This window comes from Nocardia sichangensis, from assembly GCF_047200615.1.
Classification (GTDB): Bacteria; Actinomycetota; Actinomycetes; order Mycobacteriales; family Mycobacteriaceae; genus Nocardia; species Nocardia sichangensis.
The window spans coordinates 81,087-105,237 of record NZ_JBJZOK010000030.1 but is presented as its reverse complement, the minus strand read 5'-3'; the positions used below and the strand labels follow the sequence as shown (position 1 = coordinate 105,237).

18 protein-coding genes and 1 pseudogene are annotated in these 24,151 nt (G+C 66.2%); 9 read left to right on the top strand and 10 right to left on the bottom strand.

Going from position 1 to position 24,151, the window contains the following annotated elements; genetic code table 11:
• Nucleotide 1: 1 nt before the first annotated feature.
• From ACL03I_RS31690 to dnaA, 8 genes and pseudogenes are all read right to left on the bottom strand, one after another.
• Nucleotides 2-1,183 carry a DUF3566 domain-containing protein gene (locus ACL03I_RS31690; RefSeq protein WP_412807662.1) on the bottom strand — a complete coding sequence of 394 codons (1,182 nt, stop codon included), beginning with the start codon at nt 1,181-1,183 and terminating at the stop codon, nt 2-4.
• A gap of 39 nt (nt 1,184-1,222) precedes the next feature.
• Nucleotides 1,223-3,739 (bottom strand): DNA gyrase subunit A, encoded by a 2,517-nt coding sequence (gene gyrA, locus ACL03I_RS31685; RefSeq protein WP_355073421.1) that lies wholly within the window; start codon nt 3,737-3,739, stop codon nt 1,223-1,225.
• Between the two features lie 70 nt (nt 3,740-3,809).
• Nucleotides 3,810-5,855: a DNA topoisomerase (ATP-hydrolyzing) subunit B gene (gene gyrB, locus ACL03I_RS31680; protein ID WP_356963234.1), complete on the bottom strand. Its 2,046-nt coding sequence runs from the start codon at nt 5,853-5,855 to the stop codon at nt 3,810-3,812.
• A 311-nt stretch (nt 5,856-6,166) separates the two neighbouring features.
• Nucleotides 6,167-7,078, bottom strand: coding sequence for an alpha/beta fold hydrolase (locus ACL03I_RS31675; protein WP_355073424.1), 912 nt, complete (start codon nt 7,076-7,078; stop codon nt 6,167-6,169).
• Between the two features lie 128 nt (nt 7,079-7,206).
• Nucleotides 7,207-7,776, bottom strand: a complete 570-nt coding sequence (locus ACL03I_RS31670) for a DUF721 family protein (RefSeq protein WP_355073426.1) — start codon at nt 7,774-7,776, stop codon at nt 7,207-7,209.
• A 464-nt stretch (nt 7,777-8,240) separates the two neighbouring features.
• Nucleotides 8,241-9,407 (bottom strand): annotated as a pseudogene (recF, locus tag ACL03I_RS31665) (DNA replication/repair protein RecF); the annotation flags it as partial.
• Between the two features lie 243 nt (nt 9,408-9,650).
• Complete coding sequence (gene dnaN, locus ACL03I_RS31660) at nt 9,651-10,826, bottom strand: DNA polymerase III subunit beta (protein WP_412807661.1); 1,176 nt, start codon at nt 10,824-10,826, stop codon at nt 9,651-9,653.
• Between the two features lie 884 nt (nt 10,827-11,710).
• Nucleotides 11,711-13,639, bottom strand: a complete 1,929-nt coding sequence (dnaA, locus tag ACL03I_RS31655) for a chromosomal replication initiator protein DnaA (RefSeq protein ID WP_355073430.1) — start codon at nt 13,637-13,639, stop codon at nt 11,711-11,713.
• A gap of 635 nt (nt 13,640-14,274) precedes the next feature.
• Between dnaA and rpmH the strand changes: the two genes are divergently transcribed.
• The 9 genes from rpmH to ACL03I_RS31610 all read left to right on the top strand — a co-directional run bounded on the left by rpmH (nt 14,275) and on the right by ACL03I_RS31610 (nt 22,386).
• On the top strand, nt 14,275-14,418 hold the full coding sequence (rpmH, locus tag ACL03I_RS31650) for a 50S ribosomal protein L34 (RefSeq protein WP_006550910.1): 144 nt from the start codon (nt 14,275-14,277) through the stop codon (nt 14,416-14,418).
• A gap of 21 nt (nt 14,419-14,439) precedes the next feature.
• Entirely contained in the window at nt 14,440-14,871 is a 432-nt protein-coding gene (gene rnpA, locus ACL03I_RS31645; protein WP_412807660.1) for a ribonuclease P protein component, read from the top strand.
• On the top strand, nt 14,868-15,266 hold the full coding sequence (gene yidD, locus ACL03I_RS31640; RefSeq protein ID WP_355073436.1) for a membrane protein insertion efficiency factor YidD: 399 nt from the start codon (nt 14,868-14,870) through the stop codon (nt 15,264-15,266). Before rnpA ends, yidD begins: the two co-directional genes overlap by 4 nt.
• A 4-nt stretch (nt 15,267-15,270) precedes the next feature.
• Nucleotides 15,271-16,350 (top strand): membrane protein insertase YidC, encoded by a 1,080-nt coding sequence (yidC, locus tag ACL03I_RS31635; RefSeq protein WP_355073438.1) that lies wholly within the window; start codon nt 15,271-15,273, stop codon nt 16,348-16,350.
• A gap of 114 nt (nt 16,351-16,464) precedes the next feature.
• Nucleotides 16,465-17,016, top strand: coding sequence for a Jag family protein (locus ACL03I_RS31630; RefSeq protein ID WP_355073440.1), 552 nt, complete (start codon nt 16,465-16,467; stop codon nt 17,014-17,016).
• Nucleotides 17,017-17,158: 142 nt separating this feature from the next.
• On the top strand, nt 17,159-17,950 hold the full coding sequence (rsmG, locus tag ACL03I_RS31625; protein WP_355073442.1) for a 16S rRNA (guanine(527)-N(7))-methyltransferase RsmG: 792 nt from the start codon (nt 17,159-17,161) through the stop codon (nt 17,948-17,950).
• A 1,415-nt stretch (nt 17,951-19,365) separates the two neighbouring features.
• Complete coding sequence (locus ACL03I_RS31620; protein WP_379250117.1) at nt 19,366-20,322, top strand: ParA family protein; 957 nt, start codon at nt 19,366-19,368, stop codon at nt 20,320-20,322.
• Nucleotides 20,323-20,392: 70 nt separating this feature from the next.
• The gene (locus ACL03I_RS31615) at nt 20,393-21,406 is read left to right on the top strand and encodes a ParB/RepB/Spo0J family partition protein (protein ID WP_356963227.1); all 1,014 of its coding nucleotides are present in this window, start codon (nt 20,393-20,395) and stop codon (nt 21,404-21,406) included.
• 251 nt (nt 21,407-21,657) lie between these two features.
• Entirely contained in the window at nt 21,658-22,386 is a 729-nt protein-coding gene (locus ACL03I_RS31610; protein WP_355073763.1) for a GNAT family N-acetyltransferase, read from the top strand.
• A gap of 71 nt (nt 22,387-22,457) precedes the next feature.
• Here the strand turns inward: ACL03I_RS31610 and ACL03I_RS31605 are convergent, their stop codons facing one another.
• Both ACL03I_RS31605 and trxA read right to left on the bottom strand, forming a co-directional pair.
• Entirely contained in the window at nt 22,458-23,651 is a 1,194-nt protein-coding gene (locus ACL03I_RS31605; RefSeq protein ID WP_355073447.1) for an N-acetylmuramoyl-L-alanine amidase, read from the bottom strand.
• Nucleotides 23,652-23,798: 147 nt separating this feature from the next.
• On the bottom strand, nt 23,799-24,131 hold the full coding sequence (gene trxA / locus ACL03I_RS31600) for a thioredoxin (protein WP_039803419.1): 333 nt from the start codon (nt 24,129-24,131) through the stop codon (nt 23,799-23,801).
• Nucleotides 24,132-24,151: the final 20 nt, after the last annotated feature.

Below are 24,151 nucleotides of genomic sequence, written 5' to 3'. Positions count from 1 at the left end.
ACTAGTCGGGGTCGGCCAGGGTGACCTGGATGCCGCCGACGAGGTCGCAGCACTGGTTGTAGATGAAGGTGCCGACGGTGCCGAGCGCGGTGAACAGCACGACGTTGATCAAGCCGATCACGCCCGCGTACCCGAACACGGTGCCCGCGTCGATCAGTCCCACCGAACCGCTGTCCTGGGACACCATGTCGGTGAACGTGTTGTTCAGCCGCTCCCACACGCCCATGCCCTCGAGCACGATGTACAGCAGGCCGACCGCCAGCATCCACACGAAGAACATCGCCACACTGATGACCAGCGAGATCTTCAGCGTCGACCAAGGGTCGATCCGACGGATCTGCACGGTGGCCCGCAGCGGCTCGCCGGAGGCGACCGCCGCGACCGCGACCGGAACCGCGGGCGAAACCGGCCCGGACTGCTGGCCCGCGGCTTCGGCCTGCGGCAGCGGATGCCGGATCTCGGACAGGTCCGGCATGTCCTTGATCAGTTCCGGCCGCGCGATGCTGCGGGTGGGGCCGTCGATGCCGACGGACTTCACCATCGCCGCTTCCTTGCGCGCCGCCTTGGCGGCCAAGTCGGCGGTGGTACGCGCGTTGGACGTGCCGCCGAGGCCGCCGCCCGCACCGCCCGAGGTCGGGCGGCCGGTGACCGGGGCCTGCCCCGGGCGGTACAGGTTGGACTGCGGCTCCCGCTGCGGCAGCTGCGCCCACCCATCCTGATACGGCGACTGCTGTCCGCCATTGGCGGCGCCCACCGGCTGCTTGTCCTCGCTCTCGGGCGCGGACTGCGGGGCCTGATTGGGGATCCGAGTCGTCTTCTGGTCGAAGCGATCCTGGCCGTCGCCTCCGGGCGCCTGGTCGGGCGCGCCCTGCTGCTGCGCGACCTGCGGATCGCGGATCTCGCGCGGCTGGTTGCCGCCGGGCTGGTTGCCCGGCTGGCCACCCGGATGACCGCCGGACTGCGGCCCGTTCGACTGGCCCTGCGGACCACCCGGCTGCGGCCCACCGGGATGGCCGCCACCAGGGTGACCGCCCGGCTGGCCGCCGCTCTGCTGGCCTTGACCGTTCTCGGCCGAGGCGACCGGCCGTGGGATCGGCCGCGGCGGAATCGGTGACGGTGCGATCCGCTCGGTCACACCGTTCGTCTGGTGCCGCTCGTCATTCGGCTGATTCGGAGTGGTCAATGGGAATCCTTAGATCCGTTCGTTGCCGCCGCTGTTGGGTTACTTCTCGGAGGAGCCGGTGTCGCCGCCACCGGAGACCTGATCGGGATCGGGCTCATCGGCATTGCGCGCGATCGCAAGCAAGGTATCGCCCTCGGCGAGGTTCATCAATCGCACGCCCTTGGTCTGTCGTCCAGCCTTACGAACCTGCTTAGCCGCCGTCCGGATGACGCCGCCCCCGGAGGTGATCGCGTACAACTCATCTTCGTCGTCGACGATGAGCGCCCCGACCAGGGTGCCACGTTTCGCGTCGAACTGGATGGTCAATACACCTTTACCACCGCGGCCCTGCGCGGTGTACTCCTCGATCGCGGTCCGCTTCGCGTAACCGCCGGACGTGGCGACCAGCAGATATGTGCCGGCGCGGACCACATTGAGCGACAACAACTCATCGCTGTCGTTGAACCGCATGCCCTGCACGCCGGAGGTGGCGCGCCCCATCGGACGCAACGCCTCGTCGGTGGCCGAGAACCGGATCGACTGGCCGAGCGCGGAGACCAGGAGCAGATCGTCGTCGGCCGAGCAGAGCACGGCGCCGACCAATTCGTCCTCGTCGCGCAGATTCACCGCGACGATGCCGCCGCTGCGGTTGGAGTCGAAGTCGGTCAGTTTCGACTTCTTCACCAGGCCGTTCTTGGTGGCGAGCACCAGGTACGGCGCGTCATCGTAGGACTTGATCTGGATGATCTGGGCGATCTTCTCGTCCGGCTGGAAGGCCAGCAGGTTGGCCACGTGCTGGCCGCGCGCGGTGCGGTTGGCCTCGGGCAGTTCATAGGCCTTGGCGCGGTAGACCCGGCCCTTGTTCGTGAAGAACAGCAGCCAGTCGTGCGTCGAGGTGATGAAGAAGTGCTTGACGATGTCGTCCTGCTTGAGGCCCGCGCCCTGCACGCCCTTGCCGCCGCGCTTCTGGCTGCGGTAGAGATCGGTCTTGGTGCGCTTGGCATAGCCGGTCTCGGTGATCGTGACGACCACGTCTTCGCGAGCGATCAGATCCTCGTCGGCCACGTCACCGTCCGCCGAGACGATCTGGGTGCGCCGATCGTCGCCGTACTTCTCCACGATCTCGGCCAGCTCGTCGCGCACGATCGCGCGCTGCCGCTCCGGCTTGTCGAGAATGTCCTTGTAATCGGCGATCTCGGCTTCGATCTTGGCCAGATCGTCGACGATCTTCTGCCGCTCCAGCGCCGAGAGCCGCCGCAGCTGCATGTCCAGGATCGCGGTCGCCTGGATTTCGTCGATGTCGAGCAGCTGCATCAGGCCGGTGCGCGCGGTGTCGGTGTTGGCCGAGCGGCGGATCAGCGCGATGACCTCGTCGAGCGCATCGAGCGCCTTGACCAGGCCGCGCAGGATGTGCGCCCGCTCCTCCGCCTTGCGCAGCAAGTACCTGGTGCGCCGGACGATGACGTCCAACTGGTGGTTGACGTAGAACCGGATCATCTGGTCCAGGCGCAGCGTGCGCGGCACGCCATCGACGATGGACAGCATGTTGGCGCCGAAGCTGGTCTGCAGCTGGGTGTGCTTGTACAGGTTGTTCAGCACGACCTTGGCGACGGCGTCACGCTTGACCGTCACCACGATGCGCAGGCCGACGCGGTCGGAGGACTCGTCGTGGATGTCGGCGATCCCGGCGATCCTGCCGTCCTTGACCTGCTCGGCGATCGCGTTGATGAAGTTGTCGGTGTTGACCTGATAGGGCAGCTCGGTGATGACGATCGTGGTGCGGCCGCGATTGTCCTCCTCGATCTCCACGACACCGCGCATCTTGATCGAACCGCGGCCGGTGGTGTACGCGTCGTGGATGCCTTGGGTGCCTACGATCAGGCCCGCGGTCGGGAAGTCCGGGCCCTTGATCCGCTCCATGCACGCGGCGAGGGTGGCCTCCTCGTCGGCGGCGTGGTTGTCCAGCGCCCAGTAGATGGCGGCGGCGAGCTCGGTCAGGTTGTGCGGCGGGATGTTGGTCGCCATGCCGACCGCGATGCCGTTGCTGCCGTTCATCAGCATGTTCGGCACGCGGCTCGGCAGGACCACCGGTTCCTGCGTCTTGCCGTCGTAATTGGGGACGAAATCGACCGTCTCGTGGTCGATCTCGCGCAACATCTCCATCGCCAGCGGCGTGAGGCGGCACTCGGTGTAACGCATGGCCGCCGCGCCGTCGTTACCGCGGCTGCCGAAATTGCCCTGGCCGTCCACCAGCGGGTAGCGCATCGCCCACGGCTGCGCCATACGCACCAAGGTGTCGTAGATCGCCGAGTCGCCGTGCGGGTGGTAGTTACCCATCGTGTCCGACACCGGGCGCGCGGACTTCACGTATCCGCGATCAGGCCGGTACCCGTTGTCGTACATGGCGTAGAGAATGCGGCGATGTACCGGCTTGAGGCCGTCGCGCACCTCGGGTAGCGCGCGGCCGACGATCACGCTCATCGCGTAATCGATGTAGCTGTTCTGCATCTCCAGCTGGATATCGACCGGTTCGACGCGGTCGCCCGCACCGTCCGGCGGCAGGGTGATGTCGGTCATGAAGTCTCCTTAACGGGCTGACGTGCGAAAACTGCCGGGCGCCACCGCCATCGGCGGCGCCTCGGGCAGGTCACACGTCGAGGAAGCGGACGTCCTTGGCGTTACGGGTGATGAAGCTGCGGCGGGCCTCCACGTCCTCGCCCATCAGCACGCTGAACAACTCGTCGGCCGCGGCCGCGTCGTCCAACGTCACTTGACGAAGCACCCGGACACTGGGATCCATGGTGGTCTCCCAGAGTTCCTTCGGATTCATCTCGCCCAGGCCCTTGTAGCGCTGGATGCCGTCGTCCTTGTTGATCTTCTTGCCCGCGGCGAGACCGCGTTCCAGCAGGCCGTCGCGTTCCCGGTCGGAGTAGGCGAACTCCGGCTCGCTGCGCTGCCACTTCAGCTTGTACAACGGCGGCTGCGCCAGGTAGACGTGCCCGTGCTCGACCAGCGGGCGCATGAAGCGGAAGAGCAGGGTCAGCAGCAGCGTGGAGATGTGCTGGCCGTCGACGTCGGCGTCGGCCATCAGCACGATCTTGTGATACCGCAGCTTGCTGATGTCGAACTCGTCGTGGATGCCGGTGCCGAACGCGGTGATGATCGACTGAACCTCGTTGTTCTTGAGGACCTTGTCGATGCGCGCCTTCTCGACGTTGATGATCTTGCCGCGCAGCGGCAGGATCGCCTGGTACATCGAGTCGCGGCCGGACTTGGCCGAGCCGCCCGCGGAGTCGCCCTCCACGATGTAGATCTCGGACTTGCTCGGGTCCTTCGACCGGCAGTCGGCCAGCTTGCCGGGCAGTCCGCCCAGGTCGGTGGCGGACTTGCGGCGCACCAGCTCGCGGGCCTTGCGCGCGGCGACGCGGGCCTGCGCCGAGGACACCGCCTTGTTGACGATGGTCTTCGCGTCGGCCGGGTTGGCCTCGAACCAGTGGGTGAGGTGCTCGTTGCAGGTGCGCTGCACGAACGACTTCACCTCGGTATTGCCCAGCTTGGTCTTGGTCTGGCCCTCGAACTGCGGCTCGCCGACCTTGACGCTCACGATGGCGGCCAGGCCCTCCCGGATGTCGTCACCGGTGAGGTTGCCGTCCTTCTCCTTGATGAGCTTCTTGTCCTTGGCGTACTTGTTGACCACAGTGGTCAGCGCCGCGCGGAAGCCCTCTTCGTGCGTACCGCCCTCATGGGTGTTGATGGTGTTGGCGAAGGTGTGCACCGACTCCGAGTAACCGGAGTTCCACTGCATCGCGACCTCGAGTTCGTGGCCGGTGCCCTTACCGGTGAACGCGACGACCGAGTTGTGGATCGGCTGCTTGGTCCGGTTGATGTGGCGGACGAAGTCCTCCAGACCGCCCGGGTAGTGGTAGGTCCGGGACTTCACCTTGTGCTCGGCGGGCGCTGCGCCCTCTTCGGCGTGCTTGGGCGCCTCGGCGGTTTCGCTGACCACCTCGTCGGTGATCTCGGTGTCGCTCACCCGCTGGTCGGTGAGGACGATGGTGAGACCCTTGTTCAGGAACGCCATCTCCTGCAACCGGCGCGCGACGGTCTCGAAGTTGAAGGTGGTGGTCTCGAAGATGTCCGGATCCGGCCAGAACCGGATGGTGGTACCGGTCCGCTTCGTCGGCTCGCCCTGGATGAGCTTGCCGGGCTTCGCGTCCTTGTATTCCTGGGTCCAGTGATAGCCACCGGTGTCGATCTCGGCCTCCAGCCGCGTCGACAGCGCGTTGACCACGGAGATGCCGACGCCGTGCAGACCACCGGACACCGCGTAGGACTCGGAGTCGAACTTGCCGCCCGCGTGCAGCTGGGTCATGACGACCTCGATGGTCGGGATACCCTGCGCGTGCATCTCCACCGGGATGCCGCGGCCGTCGTCGATCACTTCGACGCCGCCGTCGGCCAGCAGAGTGACCTCGACCTTCGTCGCGTATCCGGCCATCGCCTCGTCGACGGAGTTGTCGACGACCTCCCAGATCAGGTGGTGCAGACCGCGCTCACCGGTGGAGCCGATGTACATGCCCGGACGCTTGCGAACCGCCTCGAGTCCCTCGAGAACCGTGATGGAGGAGGCACCGTAGTCCTGCTTCCCGGTCGCTCTGGTCGAACCCGATGCGTTGGAGTCTTTGGCAGCCACTGGTCGGTAGCTCTCCTTACTTGCTGATCCCGGCATAGAGCGATCGGACAGCACACGTGGGGCCCTGGTGATGCCTGCTGGAGAATTAGGGTCCACGCGCGGACTGTGCGGAACGCGCCGAAGGTATCGCCGCTAGTTACGTCACCATCCTACTGGTACAGCCAACTTACAACCCACCTCCGACACCCCTCACGGCGGCGTGGATGCGAGAAATCGGAATTCGGTGACTCGGTTCCGCCTCCCGCCGGTTTCGATCCATCAGAAGTGGGCTGAGAGATGCGTTGGCAGGGCGACCCTTCGAGCGCCCGGGATCAGCGAGCGGCGTCGACCCGAGCGATGAACGCGGCGGTGTGGCGCGCCAGCTCCGCTGGGTGTGAGATCGGCGACCAGTGCCGCGCCGGGATCTCGACCCGGCTCAGATGCGGCACCCACCGGTCGGCCTCGGCGTTCACCACGGGCCGCACGGCGCGGTCGCCGGTGGCCACGATCAACTGGACGGGCACCTCGATCGGGCGCGGTCGGGGATGACGCAGGTGGGTCCGGATGTTCGCTCGATAGAGCTTCAGGTTGTTGACCATATCTGTGCGCAGCGTCGGCGCCGTCTCTACCAGCGCGGGGTCCAGGCCGTCGAAGAACGCGAGGAATCGCGGCCAGCGGCTGGCCAACACGCGCAGTGCCGGATCCGGCAGCTTGGGGATCTGGAAGGCGACGGTGTAGGCCGAGGCCACGGCTTGGGTCAGCGCGCCGCGCAGCCGCGCCGAGGTGAGCGGTCCACGCAGATAGGCGCCGAGGAAATCCAGATTCGGACCGGACACCGAGGTGAAGGACGCGATGACGGATGCGGCGTCCGTAGCGGCCACCAACTCCCACCCGATCACCGATCCCCAGTCGTGCCCGAGGACGTGCACCCGCTCACCGGGCGCGACCGCGGCGATGACCGCGCGGACATCCGCCGCGAGCTCTTCGATCCGGTAGGCCTCGACCGCTTCCGGCGCCGAACTGCTCCCCGCGCCACGGTTGTCGAAGGCGATCACGCGATGACGGCCGCCGAGCAGGCCCGCCACCCGGCTCCACAGCAGATGAGTATCGGGCCAACCATGGATCAGCAGTACCGGAACACCCTCGGGATTGCCGCACTCGTAGACCGCGAGCTCGACGTCGCCTCGGTGAACCGTCCGGGTCGCAGTCGCGGGGAACGGACCGACCGAGGTGGTGATCGTCATCGAGATTCCTTCTGCGCGGACGCTTCGATCCGACGCCGTGGGCTTCCGATGGGACGTCGAACCGGGGCGTTCCACGTGAAACGCCTCGAATAAACGTAACACTCGGTATCAGATACTGGCCACCGTGGTCAGCCGTAGGTGTCGCGCGGTCCGCGACCTTTGATATGACGCTCGCCCTTGCGCCAGCTCGGCGCAGCGGGCCCCGAGATCTTCAACGAGGTCACCACCCCCTGCCCGACCGCGGCATTGATCTTCGCGAGGATCTGGCTTTGCAGCATCCGTAGCTGCGTCGCCCAGGCGGTCGACTCGGCGGAGATACTCAATACGCCGTCCTTCAGGGTGACCGGTGTGGCGTGCGCGGCGATGTCCTCGCCGACCACGCCCGCCCAGCGACCGAAGACCATGCCCTCGGCGACTCGGTTCGACCAGCCGCGGCTCCTGGCGATGGAGCCGGCCAGCTTGGACAACAACTGTGGATCGCGATCGTCCGGACCCGCGCCCGACCATCCGGTTCGTCTGCGGCCACCCGTTCGCAGCCTGCGCTGAGGCGAGGAACGCCCCTGACCGACGGATTTTCCGCTCGCCCGTGCCGCCGCACGCGCTTCCTCCAGGGCACGCCGGGCCAGGTCGATTCCGCGCAGTTCGGGTTCCGGTCCGGTGGATTCGGCGGATCCGGGCTCCGGAGGCTGATCGCTCATCGCCCCCCTTTCTCCGCGTCCGATGATTTGTCCCCAGCTTCGATCGAGTTGTCCCCAGCCGTCGCACAAGGTTGCCTGCATCGAGAATCTCGCCTACTGCCTGCCGCAGGCAGCGGTTTGAACGCTCTGTTACCCGCCCAAACTGGCTTTTTCCGGCAAAGTTCGATGACTTGCTCAGCTGTTGCTGGGTGAGGTTTCGGGGAAGCGGGCAAGCGTGACCGGACGAGTTTTCCACAGGTGTTGGGGAATCGGTCTCAACTGTTGAGAACTCGATCGACGATCCCGACGAGAGGTCACTGTAGTGGACCGGGGCGGTGTATGGCGATTCTGTCCACTTCGCCTGTGGATGGCTAGGGCGCCCGCGATTCCGTCGATCCGGTGACCGGATCACGTTCGCCCTCGGCTGCCGGAGGCGTGGCGTGGTCCTGCCGTTGTTTGCCGTCGAAACCTCCGCTGCCGGACCGATCCTCGGCGAGGATCCGCGAAACGCGGCCGTCGGGGCCACCCGCCGTCTCGACGCGCAGCGGCAGCGCGGCGAGTTCGCCGGGCACGTCCTCCGGCACGGCCGCTGTGATCAGCACTTGTTCCGCGCTCGCGGCGACGGCCGCCAGCGCGGCGCGGCGACGCCGGTCGAGCTCGGCGAACACGTCGTCGAGCAGCAGGACCGGTTCGGCGCCGGTGGCGCGCAGCAGCTCGAACGCGCCCAAGCGCAATGCCAGCGCGAACGACCAGGACTCGCCGTGACTAGCGAACCCCTTCGCGGGCGAATCGCCCAACATCAGGTCCAGGTCGTCGCGGTGCGGACCGATCAGGCAGACACCACGTTCGAGTTCCCTCGGACGCGCGGCGGCGAGTTCACGCAGCATGATCGCCGCGAGCTCCTCGGTGTCCTCCGGGCGTGGAGGCCTGGCCGGATCCAGGAACTCGGGGGGAAGCGCGGCGCTGCGATACGCGATCGACGCGGGCCGGGATTCGGGGGCGATCGACGCATAGGACTGGGCGAGATAGGGCGCGAGATCGTGCACCAAACGCAGCCGTTGGACGAGCAGGACGGACGCATGCTCGGCGAGGTGCCCGTCCCACACGTCCAGAGTGCTCAGGTCGGCCTTCGACCTGGCCTGCCGCCCAGCGGTTTTCAACAGCGCCGAGCGCTGGCGCAGCACCCGGTCGTAGTCGCTGCGGACCGCGGCCAGCCGGGGGAGGCGACTTGTGCACAACTCGTCCATGAATCGACGGCGTTCCCCGGGATCGCCGCGGACCAGAGCGAGATCCTCCGGGGCGAACAACACCGTCTGCAGGATCCCCAGGATCTCCCGGGTCCGGCGGACAGGCGAGCGGTTGATCTGCGCGCGGTTCGCACTGCCCTGATTCAGCTCGACATCGATGCGCAGCTCGCGGCCGGCGTTGACCACCGTGGCGCCGATCCGGGCGCGCTCGGTCCCGGTCCGGATCAACGGAGCTTCCGTGGCGACGCGATGCGACCCGAGCGTGGCCAGGTAGCCGATCGCTTCCAGCAGGTTCGTCTTGCCGTTGCCGTTCGATCCCAAGAAAACGGTTCGACCTGGGGATAAATCCAGTTCGGCATGCTCCCACGAGCGGAAGTCACGCAGCGACAGAGCTCGGACGAACATCCGCTATCGCGCCCCTGCCTGCGTCGAAGCGGACATTTCCGCCGGTGGAAACATTGCTGGCGCGTCCTGCGCATGCCGCTCGGCGAGCCATACCCCTGTGGAACACCTGTGGATAAAGTGGATCCTCCGCTTTGCGGCGACCGATTTCTCTGCCGTCGCTGGGAATTCTCCAGCGACAGCACCGCTCACCCGCGCTGGATCACGCGGAGCGGATCCGCCGGGAACCAGATCGTGCACAGGCGATCAGCCCGGGAGCCGGACCGGCATCAGCAGATAGATGTACGGGCTCGACAGCGCCGCGAACGTCCCCGAGTCGAGTACCTCGGGCTCTTCCTCCGACGCGGGCAGCAGCACGGCGGGCCTGCTCGGCGTGGTGAAGCCGAAGGTGACCCGGTCGGCGTGCAGCGCGGACAGGCCGTCGATGAGATAACCGGGATTGAACGCGATGGTCAGGGATTCGCCGCGGAAATCCGCCTCCAGCCACTCCTCGGCCCGGCCGGCATCGTCGCCGCCCGCCGACAGCAGCAGGCCGTCGGCGGAGAACTCCAGCCGCACCTGCGCGCCGCGTTCGGCGACCAACGCGACGCGCTTGATGGCGTCGGTGAGCGCGGCGACGGCCAGGGTGGCGATCGAGGTGTGCTCCTTGGGGAGCAATTGGCGGAACTTGGGGAATTCCGCGTCCAGCAGGCGGGTGGTGGTCCGGCGGCCCGCGTTCACGATGCCGAGCAGGCCGTCCGACCCCGCACCGGTGCCAAGGGACAGCTGGACGGGCGCGTCGGAGGGTCCGAGCGTCTTGGCGGCCTCCGACAGCGTCCTGGCCGGAATGAGTACCGAAGTCTCGATATCTGCGCGTGCGGGCTGCCATTCGATGTGCCGGACGGCGAGGCGGAACCGGTCGGTGGCCGCGAGCACGACCTGCGATCCCTCGATCTCCACCCGGATACCGGTCAGCATGGGCAAGGTGTCGTCGCGGCCGGCGGCGACGGCGACCTGACCGACCGCCTCGGCGAAGACATCCGCGCTCAGTGCACCGGTCTGCTGAGGCACCTCGGGAAGTTGGGGATAATCCTCCACCGGCATGGTCGGCAGGGAGAACTTCGCGCTGCCACAGGTGATCAGCACGCGCGTGCCGTCGACGGAGACGTCGACGGGCTTGTTGGACAGCGCCTTGGTGATGTCGGCGAGCAGACGACCGGAGACCAGCACCTGCCCGGGACCCGCGACCTCGGCCGCGACCCGTACCTGTGCGGAGACCTCGTAGTCGAAGCCGGAGACGGTCAAGCCGTCCTCGTCGGCGACCAGCAGCACACCGCCGAGTACCGGAACCGGCGGCCGGGACGGAAGACTGCGCGCCACCCAGGCGACGGACTCGGCGAAATCCTCGCGGGCGACCCGAAACTTCATGCTTGCAAGCTCCATCGCCCGATCTGTCCTCTCCCGGTTCCGTGATCTGTTGTCGGCTCGTCAGTGTCGGTGCTCGAAAGGGTCCTGCCGAATCGGCCGCCTTCGAAGTCTGGCACAGGCGACCGACATCAAACCGTACCCGCGCGAGGGACATGCACCTAGCCCGACCCTCCGGTGCCGCCGATGGCCGAGCCACGAGCGGACGCGAGCGGGGCGGCGAGGGAGATCGGGCCGGGCGTGCGGTGGTCGGGCGGACGCCGCCGGCGATCGGTCGTCGGGACGGGTGATCCCGCTCCGGGTCGGTCCCTCTTCCTTGCCGGAAACCGGGAGCGGACGGCGAAGTGCGTCGCTCGACCGACTTTCCACACACCCTGTTTTGAAGAGAGATCTCTAATGAAAAGAACTGAAGTAGTAGTAGGCGCTGTGGATTCTGTGGACTGCGGCCGAAACCGCTGTTCAGGGGGCGTGGTGCCGTGGGGATGGCCATGGAGTGTCTCGAGGATGAACACGAGGCGTCTGTGGAGGTTCCGTGGTTGTCCCCGATTCATCCTCGAGCGCTCCTCGAGTTGTTCCACCGGATTCACCCGGTTGTTCACACATGTGCACGAGATCGTGGACAGCTCGAGGAATCCTCGAGGACTCCACACGGACTCCTCGAGGATTCCACAAGGCCCGATCCGGACACTCCCCTGGTCAGCGGCTGTGCGCAACTCTGCCTGGGGAAACTGTTGAATTCGCCCTGTGAGTGAACTCGAGGGAGCGGTTGCCTCGACCTGTGTACGGATCCGTGGACAAACCGGTGGATTCCTCGAGGACTCCACAAGGATTCCTCGAGGAATCCACAACCCACAAAAAAGCACCGCCCCAGGTCAGGGGCGGTGCTCAGATGTGGATAGCGCTCAGCGGGAGCGCTGCTTGATCCGGGCTGTGAGTTCTTGCACCTGGTCGTAGACGCGGCGCCGCTCGGTCATCTCCTTGCGTACCTTCTTCTCCGCGTACATCACCGTGGTGTGGTCGCGGCCGAATGCCTGGCCGATCTTCGGCAGGGACAGGTCGGTCAACTCGCGGCAGAGGTACATGGCGATCTGCCTGGCTTGGGCCAGCGGCCGCGCCTTACCTGGACCGGTGAGTTCTTCGAGTGTGGTGTTGAAGTACTCCGCCGTGACGGCCATGATCGTGGCCGCGTTGATCTCCAGGGCCGCGGTGTCCGGCATCAGATCGCGCAGCACCACTTCCGCCAGCGGAAGGTCCAGCGGCTGGCCGTTCAACGAGGCGAACGCGGTCACCCGGATCAGCGCGCCCTCCAGCTCGCGGATGTTGCGCTCCACCCGGCTTGCGATCAGTTCCAGCACGTCGTGCGGTACGTCGAGCCGGTCCATCCGCGCCTTCTTCCGCAGGATGGCGATGCGTGTCTCCAGCTCCGGCGGCTGTACGTCGGTGATCAGTCCCCATTCGAATCGGGTCCGCAGCCGCTCTTCGAGTGTGGCCAGTTGCTTGGGCGGACGATCCGAGGAGACGACAATCTGCTTGTTGGCGTTGTGCAGGGTGTTGAAGGTGTGGAAGAACTCCTCTTGGATGCCTTCCTTGCCCTCGATGAACTGGATGTCGTCGACCAACAGGATGTCGGTCTCGCGGTAGCGGCGCTTGAACGCGACCTTGCGGTCGTCACGCAGGCTGTTGATGAAGTCGTTGGTGAACTCTTCGGTCGAGACGTACTTGACCCGCATGCCGGGGAAGAGACGCTGTGCGTAATGGCCGGCCGCGTGCAAGAGATGGGTCTTGCCCAACCCCGATGCGCCCCAGACGAACAACGGGTTGTAGGCCCGAGCCGGGGCTTCGGCGATGGCGACGGCCGCGGCATGCGCGAAGCGGTTGGACGCGCCGATGACGAAGGTCTCGAAGGTGTACTTCGCGTTCAGACTTGCCGAGGACGTCGACGGAGCGGGTGCTTCCTGTGACTTGGCGAAGTAAGTGGGCCAGGAGTTGCGGACGTTCACCACGGGCTCGTCGTCCTGGTCGCGGTCACCTACCGGCTCACGCACCGGATCGTGCGCCAAGCCCGTGTCGTCGTCGGTGGTCTCGCGCATCGGCGCGCGCAGCGGGCCGCGCACACCGCTCGGCGACGGCTCCGGATTGAACAGTGACTCTTGCCCCGGAGGGATGGCGGGCTCTCGCCGCGGCGGAAGCCCGGGTTCGCGGCGCGGCGCGGCGTCGGGCCCGGACATCATGGGCAGCTCGGCCGTCGTGGCGTACTCACCGCGCGGTGGATAGTCGGCGTGCGCGTACTCCGGCTGGCGGTACTCCTCCGGCGGCGCGAAGTCCTGCCCGTATTCGGTGCCCGGGTAGTCGGAGCCGTCGTGGTACGCGGGCGCCGCAGGAAAGTCGGTGGGCTGTGCATAACGTGGCCCCGGGTAGGCATCGCGACCAGGAAACTCCGAACCCGGGTAGGCGGCGGGAGCACGGCCCTCTCGGTTGCGCTCCGGCCTGCTCGTCATCCGCGCGTGCCGCGGCGTGTTGGTCTGCCGGTCGACGGTCGGGGTGGTCGGGGCGGCGATGCGAACGCCGAGCCCTTCCACCTGAGGCCCGAGCCGACGGCCGAGAGAACGGAGGATGGGCTCGCGCAGATCGCGTTCGATGGCCTCCTGGGCCAGCGACGAGGGCACGGAGAGCAGCGCGAACCCCTGTGCGACCGTCAGCGGCTTGACCAGCTTCAGCCAAGCCTGCTGTGCTCGGGTCACCGGAGGAATAGCGCCGTCGGGCGACCCGGTGGTCAGCTCGGTGACAACCTCGGGCCACACCGTGGCCAGCACGTTCTGCTCGTCGTCCATGCAGTTTCCTCCCCGGAGTAGGTCGATAGGAGCAGACGGCCGGGGCACGCGTGGAATGTGATGCTCGGGATGGATCCCGTGATCCTGCGTACGTCCGTAACCGGTTCGGACGCTGCCCGGGTCCCCCATCTGGACAGCGGCGTGGCACCGTCGGCCCTACGAATATGCCACTCCAGGGGTCTTTCCACACAATTATCCACAGATGTGGAGAACCCTCGGGAACTGTGAAACGCGCGTACGCGCGGGAAGGGCAACGCTACGACCTGGGGTTCTGCAGCAATCGCCTGGCTACGTACCTTAATGGTGCGGGGTGCGCGATGGCTAGGGGTGTGGACGAACTCACGGTCATTGCCAGAATGCCTGACTCCGGCGAGCCGATTCCGCCTGGTCGCTGGGGGCGAGCGAAGCGATGGGGCGAGTTTGACCCGCCCCGAGCCGATCAGTACCCTCGTACAGTCACCCCTTGGTGCGGTGGCGGTCTTGTGCTGACCGCGTTTAGGTCGTGATCGACCGACTGTGCGCCAGGACCGACGCGCGCCGATGATGACCAGACCCGCGATTCATTCGCGCAATATACGTATCACCGACAAGCTTCGGGCACTACCTGGTGCCCGCCTACTCGAGGAGTGTTGACCGTGGCCAAGGGCAAGCGGACGTTCCAGCCGAACAACCGTCGTCGGGCGCGGGTTCACGGCTTCCGCCTCCGGATGCGCACCCGTGCGGGCCGCGCCATCGTGTCGGCGCGTCGCCGTAAGGGCCGCGCCTCCCTCACTGCCTGATCCTCGCTCTCGGACGCTCGGGTGTTGCCTGAGCCGTATCGGTTGCATCATCGTGCCGACTTCTCCCGGACGGTGCGCCGCGGCCAGCGAATCGGGAGGCGTGATCTGGTCGTACATGCGCTCGCGCACGGGTATGACGGAATCGTGGGCGCGAATGGACGACACGATCAGGTCCTGGACGACGTGCTGATCCGCGTGGGCGGACCGCGCTTCGGGCTGATCGTCAGCAAGGCGGTGGGCAACGCGGTGATTCGACATCGCGTCGCCCGCCGCCTGCGTCATATGTGTGCCCAGGTGGTCGACGAATTGCCCGCCGAGACCGATGTCGTCATCCGCGCGCTTCCTGGCGCCGCTACAGCGTCGTCGGACGACCTGCTGCGCCAGCTGCGCACCGCACTGCGCAAGCTCGGCGTCGGCGCTCAGGCGGGTATGTCGACGGGTGGCCTGGCATGAGCCTCTGGGCGAAGATCGCCAGACTGCCCGCGAACGTGCTGATCTTTTCGATCGAGCTGTATCGGACCTACGTCTCCCCCACCCGCATGCCGGTGTGTCGATTCACCCCGACCTGTAGTGAGTACGCGGTGACCGCATTGCGCACTCGGGGCCTGTTCATGGGGCTCTTACTGACGGTCGTGCGCTTGGCCAAATGCGCGCCCTGGCACCCTGGTGGGTGGGACCCCGTCCCGGAGCGGAAGCGGAGTACGCATCGCGCCGAGCCGGCGGAAGGGGCAGCGACCGACGCGACGTCGCAGGAAACGAGCCTGCTCACCGGACCGCGGTCGGAGCCGAAAGCTTGTAAAGGATCGCCGCACGCGGTGATCGGCGACACGAACGACGGGAGTGCATAGAGCCGTGCTCGACTTCATCTATTACCCGGTGTCCTGGATCCTCTGGTTCTGGCATCGGGTCTTCGGGTTCGCGTTCGGCGCGGACAACGGTCTCACCTGGGCGCTGGCCGTGGTGTTCCTGGTGTTCACCTTGCGCCTGGTGCTCTACAAGCCGTTCGTCAAGCAGGTGCGCACCACAAAGCAGATGCAGGAACTGCAGCCGCAGATCAAAGAGCTGCAGAAGAAGTACAAGAACGACCGTCAGAAGATGGCGGTCGAGATGCAGAAGCTTCAGAAGGACAACGGCTTCAACCCGCTGATGGGCTGCCTGCCGATTCTCGCTCAGGTGCCGGTGTTCCTCGGACTCTTCCACGTGCTGCGCTCGTTCAACCGGACCGGGCACGGTATCGGCCAGCTCGGAATGACGCCGGAGCAGAACGCGAACACCGCGAACTACGTCTTCAGCGCCGCCGATGTCCAGTCCTTCCTGAGCGCTCGCATCTTCGGTGCGCCGATCTCGGCGTTCATCACCATTCCGCCCCCCCAGTTGCAGGCCTTCGCCGACTACGGCGGCGTGCCGACCAAGTTGAGCATCGCGCTCGTCGCGATCCCCCTGATGGTCATCGCCGGTATCGCCACGCACTTCAACGCGCGTGCTTCGGTCGCGCGGCAGACGCCGGAAGCCGCGGCCAACCCCCAGGCCGCGATGATGAACAAGCTCGCGTTGTGGGTGTTCCCGCTCGGCGTGCTCGTCGGTGGCCCGTTCCTGCCGATCGCCATCCTGCTGTACTGGGTCTCCAACAACATCTGGACCTACGGGCAGCAGCACCTCGTGTTCGGCCGCATGGCGAAAGAAGAAGAGGCCAAGAAGCAGGCGAAGCTCGAGCAGCGCGCGCAGAACGCGCCCAAGCCCGGAGCCAAACCGGTCAACGTGAAGAAGAAGCCGACCGCCGCCGCTGCCGATGCCGCGTCGGACGAGGACACTGCTGTCGCGTCGACGAACGGCACTGCGAAGCCGCCGAAGCAGTCGGCGGGCCAACGGCGTCCGGCCGGGCAGAAACGGCCGGGCAACCGGGGCAGGGCGAACCAGAAGCGCAAGCGCTGATCGCACCATCGGTGGGCCGAGTCGCCCACCTCGATCGCTGAGCAACCCCTTGATCGCGAATACCGCCCGGCGGCGATTGCCCGGCGCGCGCGATGAGCAGATGAAGGAAATCAAATGACTGTTGAGACCGACGGAGGGGACGCCACCGTGGCGACGACGACGGCGAACGCCGGAGCGGACACCGACGATGTCGTGAATGATGCCGAGGAAGCGCTCATCGAAGAAGGCGAGATCGCGGGCGACTATCTCGAACAGTTGCTCGACGTGCTGGACTTCGACGGCGATATCGATCTCGACGTGGAAGGCGATCGCGCCGTGGTGAGCATCGACGGCGGACGTGACCTGACCAAGCTCGTCGGACGTAACGGTGAGGTGCTCGACGCGTTGCAGGAACTGACTCGGCTCGCCGTCCAGCAAGCGACCGGAGTGCGGAGCCGGCTGATGCTGGACGTGGCGGGTTGGCGAGCCAAGCGGCGGTCCGAGCTGAGCGAACTCGGCGCAGCGGCGGCGCAGCGCGTACTGGACTCCGGTGAGCCGGAGTCGCTGGCGCCCATGACGCCGTTCGAGCGCAAGATCGTGCACGATGCGGTGGCGGCCGTGGAGGGCGTCAGCAGCGAGAGCGAAGGTGTGGAACCGAACCGGCACGTGGTGGTCGTTCCCGGCTGAGTCGCGACATCCCCGGAGCGGGCGGCGTGTTTCGCGGCCCGGATGGGTAGTGGTTGGATAGGGCCTCTGGTCTTCGGACCGGGGGCCTTGTTCGTGTCCGGAGCCCGATTGCTCGTTCGTAGATCGACCCGAGTTCGGAAGGATGTTTCACGTGGAACGAGATCTCGGTGGAACCACCGCGGAGCCCGTGGAGTTGGAGCCACCCGCGTCGGCGGCGACCGTCTTCGGCGACCGACTCGATCTCGCGCGTCGATATCACACGGCGCTCGCGACCGCGGGCGTGGAGCGCGGACTGATCGGCCCGCGCGAGGTGCCCCGCCTCTGGGATCGCCACATCCTCAATTGTGCGGTACTCGGCGAGTTGATCGCCGAGGGCGCGTCCGTGGTCGATATCGGCAGCGGTGCGGGCCTGCCGGGCATCCCGCTCGCCATCGCGCGTCCGGATCTCCGGATCACTCTGGTCGAACCACTGCTGCGCCGCACGATCTTCTTGAGCGAGTTCATCGAATCGGTCGGACTGGACGTGACCGTGGTGCGTGGGCGCGCGGAGCAGTCGGGTGTGATGAAGGAGGCCGGTGGCGCGGACGTGGTCACGTCCCGCGCGGTGGCCCCGCTCGGGAAACTCGCCCAATGGTCCCTTCCTCTCCTCCGCGACCACGGGCACATGCTCGCCCTCAAGGGAGCGAGCGCGGCCGAGGAACTCGAACGCGATGGCGACGCGCTGACGAAGGCCGGCGCAGGTAACGCGGTCGTCCTGGAATGTGGCGTCGGTCTGGTGGCGACGCCCACGATGGTGATCAGCGCAGAGCGCCTCCCCCGCGCTGAGCGAGCCACCCGACGGCGCGCCGAACGAGCGGTCGAGCGTGGCGGAAAGGCCGTCCGCGCCGCGACGACGGAGCGTGCGCGTAAGCGTGCGGCACGCAAGGCCAAGTAGAAGCTTCGATCGCGAAGACTCGACCGTCGACCTCGGGCCTGGGATCGTTTCGTCACTCTGACGGAATGGCCCGGTTGAACGCGCGTCGGGTGGACTCGGCGGGCGATCTACTCGAACTTGATTTGCTTTCTTTCGATCCGTCGGCTGGACGGAGGGGTCCCATGCGGTACGTCCGTCTGGAACGGCGTGGCCGCTTGGTGGCTGAAGTCGAGGCGTGCGTCTGCCGTGGCTGTGGAAGAGATTGCTACTGGCGTCGCGGTTGGAACAAGTCCGTTGTGCCTCGGGTGAGAAGTCGTCGTGTTGTGTGCGCGTGGTTGCACAGACTCCCACGCGGACTGGATTCACGTGAAACATCGGCGGGAAGTCGGTCCGCGGCGAGCCTAGAGTAGAACCCCACCGGCACCTGAGCGAGGATCGGCAGGCAGCCCATCAGCGGGTTGAAGCCGTTGTCCTGCGATCAGCGCTTGCGCTTCTGATTCGCCGTAAGGGCCGCGCCTCCCTCACTGCCTGATCCTCGCTCTCGGACGCTCGGGAGTTGCCTGGAGCGAAGTTCCATGCGAGCGTGTCCGAGTCACACTCGACTTCATCGGGGTGCGTCTCGAACTACACCTCGAGCATGAGACAGGAGTGGGTTGCGGACCTAGCGGGCGCTCTCGGATCAGGAGGCCGCGGCCCATGTTTCACGTGAATCAAAGTCCCCCGGAACGAGTCCGCCGGAATCCTGAGCGCGTCTGGAATTGCCCGATGTTTCACGTGAATCGGTCTTGCCCCGCTGGAGACGCGATCGGTCTCCCAACACAGCTGAGGGGCAATACGTATGGCGCTCTGGCCGCTGCGTCACTCTCGAAGCGCGGCAACGCATACCTCGGCGCCGGCAGCTCTGTCGATGCGCGACTGAGCTCAATCCATTCGAAGTAGCGCGGGGCAGTGTGCCGGTCCGAGGTCGTCAGCCGAAGCATCTGAACCAGCTCGGTCGAACAGCCACTGCGAGTAGTCATCCGCGATCCGCGATCGGTCACGCGGCATGCCTGCTGTCCCACGCACCGTCCGGCGGCAATGTTTCATGTGAAACAGCGCGCGCGTCCAGGCGAATTCGTGCGGATTTGCGTGTCGCTTTGCGCCTCGCCGCGATTCAGCTTTCTTAAACCGCTCAGTGCTGGCAAGCTAGTGTGCGTCGGGCGTGAGCGTAGGTGCCACGAGGGATCTGGTTGTCACAGCGGCGCGCAGCTCCGCTCGGTCGATCGGGCGCCGCGGAGCCAGTTGTGCATCGTGTTCGAACCGACAAAGGCTGTTGCAGATACGACGCCGACCCGTCCCGTCGCGCGCACGTGTTCTGAAGTTTCTCGGGTTAGGAGCTGTCTATGTCGAGCGGTCCGGCGAATGTTTCACGGGAAACAACGTCGCGCGTGCCGGGGATGCTGGACTCCAGCAATTTCGACACGGAGGCATTCGGAAGTACGCCGTTCGGGCACATCTCCCCCAGCGAGACCCCGATAGCCGCCGAAGCCCAACGTGCAAGTCAGGTCCTCCATCCAGGAAAGGTGACTGTGCCGAAACCCCACGAGCAACGGATCATCACGATCGCCAATCAGAAAGGCGGCGTCGGGAAGACGACCACCGCCGTGAATCTGGCGGCCGCCTTGGCGCATCAGGGGATGACGGTGCTTGTGATCGACCTCGATCCGCAGGGCAACGCCAGCACCGCCCTGGGTATCGAGCACCACTCGGGTGTCCCCTCCAGCTACGAGCTGCTCATCGGCGAAGTCTCGGTCAGAGACGCTATCCAAACGAGTCCGCACAGCGAGCGCCTCCTCTGCATCCCCGCGACCATCGACCTGGCGGGCGCCGAGATCGAACTCGTGTCTATGGTGGCCCGGGAGGGGCGCCTGAAAGCCGCTATCCAAGAGGCGAATATCGCCGGATACGACATCGACTACGTGATGATCGACTGCCCGCCTTCCTTGGGCCTGCTGACGGTCAACGCGCTCGTCGCGGCGAAAGAGGTGCTGATCCCGATTCAGTGCGAGTACTACGCGCTGGAAGGCGTGGGTCAGCTACTCCGCAATATCGGCTTGGTGCAGGCGCACTTGAACCCGGAACTGCACGTCTCGACCGTGATCCTCACGATGTACGACGGGCGCACCAAGTTGGCCGACCAGGTCGCCGAGGAGGTTCGCGGGCACTTCGGCGATGTCGTACTGCGGTCGGTGATTCCACGCAGCGTGAAGGTGTCGGAGGCGCCTGGTTACGGCATGACGGTGCTCGATTATGATCCAGGCTCCCGGGGCGCGATGAGCTACCTGGACGCCGGACGCGAAATGGCGGCTCGCGCGGTGGCCCCGCGTGTCGCCGCGACGAAGTCGGCGGAGTGATTCGGCCGGCCGGGTCGACGCTCGGCACAGTGCGGTTCGGTAGCGGAATGAGGAAGGGGTCGGTAGACCGATGAGTCAGGCGAAGAAGGGTGGTCTCGGGCGCGGTCTCGCCGCGCTGATCCCGACGACACCGACGGCATCACCGGGCCTCAGTAGCGCTGCGGCGAGTGTCATCGGTCTGGATCCGGTCGGGCCGCAGCCCCCCTCGGCCTACCTGCACCGGGTACCGGATCCCGCCGACAACGCCGAACTGGAAGCAGGCGGCGCCGTCTACCGGGAGATCCCGCCGGACCAGATCGAGCCGAATCCCAAGCAGCCGCGTACGGTCTTCGAAGAAGACGCGCTGGCCGAGCTGGTGCATTCGATTCGCGAATTCGGATTGATGCAGCCGATCGTGGTGCGCCGGACCGAACCGGGTGTGGACCGCTATCAGCTGGTCATGGGCGAGCGGCGGTGGCGGGCCTGTCAGGAGGCGGGCCTGGCCGCGATTCCCGCGATCGTCCGGGAGACCGCGGACGAGTCCATGCTGCGCGACGCCCTGCTGGAGAACATCCACCGGGTGCAACTGAACCCGCTCGAAGAGGCGGCGGCCTACCAGCAGCTGCTGGAGGAATTCGACGTCACTCACGAAGAATTGGCTTCGCGAATCGGTCGCTCTCGCCCCGTCGTGACGAATATGATCCGTCTACTGAAGTTGCCGATCCCGGTGCAGCGCCGGGTCGCGGCGGGCGTACTGTCCGCCGGGCACGCGCGGGCACTGCTCGGTCTCGAAGCGGGTGCGGACGCTCAAGAGGTGCTCGCCGCCCGGATCGTCGCCGAGGGACTCTCGGTCCGGGCTACCGAGGAAGCCGTCATGCTGGCGAACCGAGAGCAGGACGCGGCCGCGCCCTCTCCCGTCGCTCGGCGCAAGCCGATCGAGATGCCAGGCCTACAAGCCGTGGCCGAACGGCTGTCCGGTTCCTTCGACACCCGGGTTCTCGTGAGTATGGGCAAGCGCAAAGGCAAGATCGTCGTCGAGTTCGGGTCGGTCGAAGACCTCGAACGGATCGTCGCCCTGATGGAGCAGAACGCACCCGCAGTGTGACAGAAGTGACGAAATTTAACTTGTGGTTTCGATAGGTGCGAGTACCCGGCCGAAACGTCACTGTGACGGCAGGGGTACGGCATGGCTGCGAGCGTCTATCGCTCCCGGCGGAGCAACACAAGTTCTTCCGACCAACAGCACAGCGACATGGAATGAGGCAGGTTCCCGTTGATCGCTTATTCTTGCTGGCGAGCAAACATTGATGCGACGTGAGCGTGGATGAATCGGACAGCTGGAGGCTGAGCAGAGCGGTGTCGACCAGCGTCACAGCACTAACCCTCGGCGGACTGGAGAAGCTTCCCGCGCATGCGCGGCGCTGTGTCTTCTGGGAGATGGACCCCGCCGTGGCCGAGGACTCGCGCAACTTCAGCGATCCGGTGTTCGAGAAGGAAGCCTGGCTGTCCACGGTCATGCTGGAGTGGGGTTCGTGCGGGCAGGTGGCGAACGTCGACGGCAACGTCGCCGGCTGCGCCTTGTACGCGCCACCGAGCGCCGTGCCGCGCGCCACGCTCTTCCCCACCTCCCCCGTGAGCCCGGACGCGATCCTGTTGACCACGCTGCGGGCCGAATTCCCCTATCAGGATGCCGATGTCGCCCACAGCCTGGTTCAGGCCGTGGTGTCCGATCTGGTGCGTCGCGGCGTGCGCGCCCTGGAGGCTTTCGGTATCCGCACCGACCCGACCACGCAGGCACTCTCGGAGCGGTCCGGCTCGATGACACTGCTCGAGCGGATCGTCGCGCCGATCAAGAATGCGAACCCGGCGGGCGCGACGACCGAATGCTCACCCGAGAGTTGCATGATCGATGCCGACTTCCTGGAGGATGTCGGCTTCGAGGTCGTGGCCCCGCATCACCGATTCCCGCGCTTGCGGTTGGAGCTCGCCTCCGATCACGGCTGGAAGGAAGACGTTGAACGGGCGCTGGATCAGCTGCTCGCGGCGGCGTCGATGACCGCGCCGACTCGTATCGGAGCGCGTTGAGCTGAACCTCGAAGCGCCCCCTGCCGGTCTGGAAAGGGCAGGGGGCGCTTCGACTTACGAAAGACCGATGGCTACATCCGGTCGGCGGCAGCCAGCTCTTCGGCCAGCAGTTCCGCGAAAGTGTACGTGCCGGTGGGCTGGTCGTCCTGACCGAGCAGGTACAGCCGCTTCACCGAGATCAGAATGGCTTCGGCGATCACGTCGCGCATGCGCGGGTTGGTGAGCACCGAGGCATCGTATTCGTTTGTCAGATAACCGATGTCGACCTGCACGGTGGGCATCTTGGTGAGACGCAGCAGATCCCAGGTTCGCGCGTGAGTGCGGCAGTCCTGCAACGACGTTCGGGCGACGACCTCGCGCTGGATGAACCCGGCCAGCACCTGCCCGATCATGGACACCGAGCCGTGTGAGTTGCCGAAGTAGAACCCGGCAACGCCGTTGGCGAGCGGGCTCGGGTTAGCGGCACAGCGCAGGGAGATCATCAGATCGGCGTCGAAGGCGTTGGATGTTTCCGCGCGTTCGGCGTCGGTGGGGTTGGCGCCCCACGGCCGCGACAGGAAGGTCTCCATGCCCGTGGCAGCCATCCGCCCCTCCAGACGGCTGGCGAGATCCCACAGAATCTCCGACTCGTAGACGTCGCCGTACTCGGTGGGCACGGCACCACCCTTGTCCGGACCGCCGAGACCCGGATCGATGACGATCCGCTTGCCGGTCAGCTGCGGCCCAGCCCGGTGCACGACCTCTTCCTCAGCGATCCGGTGTGGATTGCCGCCGGTCACCCTGGCGCCGAGCAGGTCGAGCGAGCGCAGCGTGTCGGGACCGCAGATGCCGTCGGCCGACAGGCCGATCTCCCGCTGGAAGGCGGTCAGCGCGTCGTGGGTGTGCGGACCGAAGTAGCCGTCGACCCGGTGCACGTAGAAGCCGAGGTCCTGCAGCCTGCGCTGGAGCGTGGCCACATCGTCGCCGTACAGCGGCGCGGACAGCTGATAGATCAGCGTGCGCGCGCCGAGTCGGTAGGACGCTTCCTTCAGTGCCCGGTAGGTCGCCGGACCGACCACACCGTCGACGAGTAAACCGCGATGCTGCTGAAAAGCGCGAACCGCGGAGTCGAGGTGATGGTCGAAGGACACTTCGGTGTCCTTCCAATATTCGCGTGCGTCCGCGTTGTCGGCAGCGATGTGCGCGTGTAGGAACCCGAGGCTTGCCAGGGTGCTCCGAACCTCTGCAACGGCTGGACCGGAATCGCCGTGACGAAGTCGGTGCATGCGTGAGAGCCCTTTCCTTCCGTCAAACCCGCGGGTACCCACTCATGCGATGGGATACACCTTCGCACGACCGGAGCGTCGGTCGATTGTCTCAGACCCGGACCGGGTTTCGACAATCCCCGGGTCCAGGCATCCTACGGCGCGTCCTCAGATGACGTCTTCGAGTTCGCGCAGAAGAGCCGCTTTGCCCTTCGCTCCGACGATCTGCTTGACCGGCTTACCGCCGCGGAACAGCATCATAGTGGGCAGCGAGAGGATCTGATAATCGCGGGCGGTGCTCGGGTTGGCGTCCACATCCAGCTTCGCGACGGTCAGCTTGTCCGCGTGCGCGCCCGCGATCTCCTCCAGGACGGGCGCGACCATCTTGCACGGGCCGCACCAGTCGGCCCAGAAATCGACGAGGACCGGCTTCTCACTCAGCAGCACGTCGTCGGCGAAGGACGCGTCGGTGACGGTGACCGTGTTGGCGGACTCGGACATGGGTGTTCTCCTTGCGATAC

Bases quoted from the DNA above. Each gene is read 5' to 3' on its own strand.
- ACL03I_RS31675 (WP_355073424.1), bottom strand. From the start codon at position 7,078: ATGACGATCACCACCTCGGTCGGTCCGTTCCCCGCGACTGCGACCCGG.
- dnaN (WP_412807661.1), bottom strand. From the start codon at position 10,826: ATGGAGCTTGCAAGCATGAAGTTTCGGGTCGCCCGCGAGGATTTCGCC.
- ACL03I_RS31615 (WP_356963227.1), top strand. From the start codon at position 20,393: ATGAGTCAGGCGAAGAAGGGTGGTCTCGGGCGCGGTCTCGCCGCGCTG.
- ACL03I_RS31630 (WP_355073440.1), top strand. From the start codon at position 16,465: ATGACTGTTGAGACCGACGGAGGGGACGCCACCGTGGCGACGACGACG.
- ACL03I_RS31670 (WP_355073426.1), bottom strand. From the start codon at position 7,776: ATGAGCGATCAGCCTCCGGAGCCCGGATCCGCCGAATCCACCGGACCG.
- ACL03I_RS31620 (WP_379250117.1), top strand. From the start codon at position 19,366: ATGCTGGACTCCAGCAATTTCGACACGGAGGCATTCGGAAGTACGCCG.
- gyrA (WP_355073421.1), bottom strand. From the start codon at position 3,739: ATGACCGACATCACCCTGCCGCCGGACGGTGCGGGCGACCGCGTCGAA.
- dnaA (WP_355073430.1), bottom strand. From the start codon at position 13,639: ATGGACGACGAGCAGAACGTGCTGGCCACGGTGTGGCCCGAGGTTGTC.
- trxA (WP_039803419.1), bottom strand. From the start codon at position 24,131: ATGTCCGAGTCCGCCAACACGGTCACCGTCACCGACGCGTCCTTCGCC.
- yidD (WP_355073436.1), top strand. From the start codon at position 14,868: ATGAGCCTCTGGGCGAAGATCGCCAGACTGCCCGCGAACGTGCTGATC.
- ACL03I_RS31605 (WP_355073447.1), bottom strand. From the start codon at position 23,651: ATGCACCGACTTCGTCACGGCGATTCCGGTCCAGCCGTTGCAGAGGTT.
- rsmG (WP_355073442.1), top strand. From the start codon at position 17,159: ATGTTTCACGTGGAACGAGATCTCGGTGGAACCACCGCGGAGCCCGTG.